Below are 4,026 nucleotides of genomic sequence, written 5' to 3'. Positions count from 1 at the left end.
GCGCCCTCCACGGCGTCCACCAGGACCCGTACCGTCTCCCCCACCCGCTCCTCGGCCCGCTGCGCCGTCAGCTCCTCCGCCAGCCGCGTCATGTGCGCCAGCCGCTCGGCGACCGCCTCCGGGGGGACCTTCGACCCGTACCCGGCGGCCTCCGTGCCCTCCTCGTCCGAGTAGCCGAAGATGCCCACGGCGTCCAGCCGCGCGGCGGTGAGGAAGCGCTCCAGCTCCTCGACGTCCCGCTCGCTCTCGCCGGGGAAGCCGACGATGAAGTTCGACCGCGCACCCGCCTCCGGCGCCCGCGAGCGGATCTCCGCCAGCAGTTGCAGGAACCGCTCGGTGTCCCCGAAGCGGCGCATGGCGCGCAGCACTTCGGGGGCGGCGTGCTGGAAGGACAGGTCGAAGTACGGCGCCACCTTCTCCGTCGACGTCAGCACGTCGATCAGCCCGGGGCGCATCTCGGCGGGCTGCAGATAGCTGACCCGGATCCGCTCGATGCCGTCCACGGCGGCCAGTTCGGGCAGCAGCGTCTCCAGCAGCCGCACGTCGCCGAGGTCCTTGCCGTACGAGGTGTTGTTCTCCGAGACGAGCATGACCTCCCGTACGCCCTGCTCCGCCAGCCAGCGGGTCTCGCCGAGGACGTCGGAGGGGCGGCGGGAGACGAAGGAGCCGCGGAAGGAGGGGATGGCGCAGAACGTACATCGGCGGTCGCAGCCGGAGGCCAGCTTGACCGAGGCGACCGGCCCCGAGCCGAGCCGGCGGCGCAGCGGCGGCCGCGGCCCGGAGGCGGGGGCGACCCCGGCGGGCAGGTCGGCGGGAGCGGCGGCAGCGGCATCGGCATCGGCGCCCGGGTCGCCGTGGCCCGGCAGCGCCGCCGCGCCGCGGGCGGCGGCGTCCTGCCGCTCCGCGGGGCTGATCGGCAGCAGCTTGCGGCGGTCCCGCGGGGTGTGTGCGGCGTGGCCGCCGCCGGCCAGGATGGTCTGGAGCCGCGCCGAGATGTCGGCGTAGTCGTCGAAGCCGAGGACGCCGTCGGCCTCCGGGAGCGCGTCGGCCAGCTCCTTGCCGTACCGCTCGGCCATGCAGCCGACGGCGACGACGGCCTGCGTACGGCCCGCGTCCTTGAGGTCGTTGGCCTCCAGCAGGGCGTCGACGGAGTCCTTCTTGGCGGCTTCGACGAACCCGCAGGTGTTCACGACGGCGACGTCCGCGGCGGCGGCGTCCGTGACGAGGTCCCAGCCGTCCGCCGCAAGGCGGCCCGCAAGCTCCTCCGAGTCCACCTCGTTCCGGGCGCAGCCAAGCGTGACGAGGGCGACGGTACGGCGTTCTGGCATGGGCTCAGCCTACTTCGTCCCGCGCCAGCAAACCGCCGCCCACCAGCCGCATTCCGTACGCGTGCCCGAAGCACGGGCGAGCGAGGGTACGGGCGTGCGAGCCTTGCCGCAGGCCGGGCCCGCGACGCCGCCCGGCGGGCCCGGTCAGCCGGCCTCGGGATCGCCCTTGGTATACGTCAGCCGCTCGACCTCGCCGGGCTGGAAGTCCTCGGCGATCTGCTTGCCGTTGACGAACAGGTCGACGCCGCCGGCGTTGCCGAGGACGAGGTAGATCTTCTCGCTGTCGGTGACGGTCACGGAGTCGCCCTGGGCGAGGACGCCCTCCTCCAGCTCGCGCCCGTCGGCGCCCTGCGCGGAGATCCAGCTCTGCCCGTCCGCGGCGACGATCCGCAGCGTCACCTTGTCCGGCGGGGCACCGGCCACCGCGCTCTCCGAGGGCTGCGGGCTCTGCTTGTCCTCGCCGGCGTCCTTGCCCGTGTCGGGGTCCTTCGGCTTGTCGGACCCCTGCGACTCCCCGGCCACCGCGGAGCCGTCCGGCTCCTCGTCGCCGCCGCTGAAGACGGTGAACCCCACGAAACCGACCACGGCCACGATCGCGGCGACCATCGCGGCGGTCCAGTTGGGGCGGCGCGGCTCCGGGCGGATGCGCTCGGCCTCGAACATCGGGGCGGCGGGCGTCGGCACGGGCCGGCCGCCGTGCTCCGCGTCGTACTGCCCGACGAGGTCCTCGGCCTCCAGACCGACCGCCCGCGCAAGGGTTCGCACATGCCCGCGGGCGTAGACGTCGCCGCCGCAGCGGGAGAAATCGTCCTGTTCGATGGCATGAATGATCGGAATGCGCACACGCGTGGACAAGCTGACCTGTTCGACGGACAGCTTGGCATCAAGGCGGGCCTGCTGAAGTGCGCGACCGACGGAAGGACGGTCGCCTGTGGGGGAGTTGCCGAGGGACACGTGGGCGCCTTTCGGGGTGAGCCACCTGCCGGGTGTTCAGTCTAGGGGGGTTGTAAAAGGATCGGCCAACCGGTCGAGCACACTTAATGGGCCATCGGGATAGACGTACTGCCCGACCGCGGGATCACCCGCCCGGCCCATTGATGTGACGCATCAGACGCCGAACCGGTTGCCCTCTTCGCCGTTACGGATGATCCTGCCCCCGCAGCTGGGCGAGCACTCCGTCCATTTCATCCGGTTTGATGAGTACGTCCCGGGCCTTCGAACCCTCACTCGGACCGACGATGCCGCGTGACTCCATCAGGTCCATCAGCCGCCCCGCCTTGGCGAACCCGACCCGCAGCTTGCGCTGCAGCATCGACGTCGAGCCGAACTGCGTGGAGACCACCAGCTCGGCCGCCTGGCACAGCAGGTCGAGGTCGTCGCCGATCTCCTCGTCGATCTCCTTCTTCTTCGCCCCGCCGACCACGACGTCCTCGCGGAAGACCGGCGCCATCTGGTCCTTGCAGTGCTGCACGACCGCGGCGACCTCGTACTCCTCGACGTACGCGCCCTGGAGGCGGACCGGCTTGTTCGCGCCCATCGGCAGGAACAGCCCGTCGCCCTTGCCGATCAGCTTCTCGGCGCCGGCCTGGTCGAGGATGACGCGGCTGTCGGCGAGGGAGGAGGTGGCGAAGGCCAGCCGGGAGGGCACGTTGGCCTTGATGAGCCCGGTGACGACGTCGACGCTGGGGCGCTGGGTGGCGAGGACCAGGTGGATGCCGGCGGCGCGGGCGAGCTGCGTGATCCGTACGATCGCGTCCTCGACGTCCCGCGGCGCGACCATCATGAGGTCCGCCAGCTCGTCGACGATCACCAGCAGGTACGGGTACGGGGCCAGCTCCCGCTCGCTGCCGGGCGGGGCGGTGGCCTTGCCGGAGCGGACGGCCGCGTTGAAGTCGTCGATGTGCCGGTAGCCGAACGCGGCGAGGTCGTCGTAGCGCAGGTCCATCTCGCGGACGACCCACTGCAGGGCCTCGGCGGCCCGCTTGGGGTTGGTGATGATCGGCGTGATCAGGTGCGGGATGCCCTCGTAGGCGGTCAGCTCGACCCGCTTGGGGTCGACCAGCACCATCCGCACGTCCTCCGGCGTGGCCCGCGCCATCACGGAGGTGATCAGGCAGTTGATGCAGGAGGACTTGCCGGAGCCGGTGGCGCCGGCGATGAGGATGTGCGGCATCTTCGCCAGGTTCGCCGAGACATAGCCGCCCTCGACGTCCTTGCCGAGCCCGACGAGCATCGGGTGGTCCTCGCCCGCCGCCTCCGCGGAGCGCAGCACGTCGCCGAGCTTGACCATCTCGCGGTCGCTGTTGGGGATTTCGATACCGACGGCGGACTTGCCGGGGATGGGGCTGATGATGCGCACGTCGGGGCTGGCGACGGCGTAGGCGATGTTCTTCGTCAGCGCCGTGATCCGCTCCACCTTCACGGCCGGGCCCAGCTCCACCTCGTACCGCGTGACGGTCGGACCGCGGGTGAAGCCGGTGACGGTGGCGTCGACCTTGAACTCGGTGAAGACCTGCGTCAGGGAGGCCACGACGGCGTCGTTGGCGGCGCTGCGCGTACGCCCCGGGCCGCCGCGCTCCATGATGTCGAGGGACGGCAGCGCGTAGGTGATGTCGCCGGAGAGCTGGAGCTGCTCGGCGCGGGGCGGCAGGGCGCCGGGGTCGGGCTCGGCGGCCTGCTTGGTGAGGTCGGGGACCGA

Annotated in this window: 3 protein-coding genes; all 3 read right to left on the bottom strand. The window is 71.8% G+C overall.

Going from position 1 to position 4,026, the window contains the following annotated elements; genetic code table 11:
• A partial coding sequence (locus H5J30_RS20660) for a MiaB/RimO family radical SAM methylthiotransferase (protein ID WP_181788889.1) occupies positions 1–1,328 on the bottom strand: 1,328 nt, incomplete at its 3' end.
• Positions 1,329–1,472: 144 nt separating this feature from the next.
• Complete coding sequence (locus tag H5J30_RS20655; RefSeq protein ID WP_181788888.1) at positions 1,473–2,282, bottom strand: helix-turn-helix domain-containing protein; 810 nt, start codon at positions 2,280–2,282, stop codon at positions 1,473–1,475.
• 184 nt (positions 2,283–2,466) lie between these two features.
• Positions 2,467–4,026: DNA translocase FtsK (locus H5J30_RS20650; RefSeq protein ID WP_181788887.1), on the bottom strand; the 1,560-nt coding region annotated here is incomplete at its 5' end.

Source organism: Streptomyces phytophilus (assembly GCF_013870535.1).
Lineage (GTDB): Bacteria > Actinomycetota > Actinomycetes > Streptomycetales > Streptomycetaceae > Streptomyces > Streptomyces phytophilus.
Note: the sequence above shows the minus strand (reverse complement) of the source record. Positions and strands in the feature narration are given on the sequence as shown.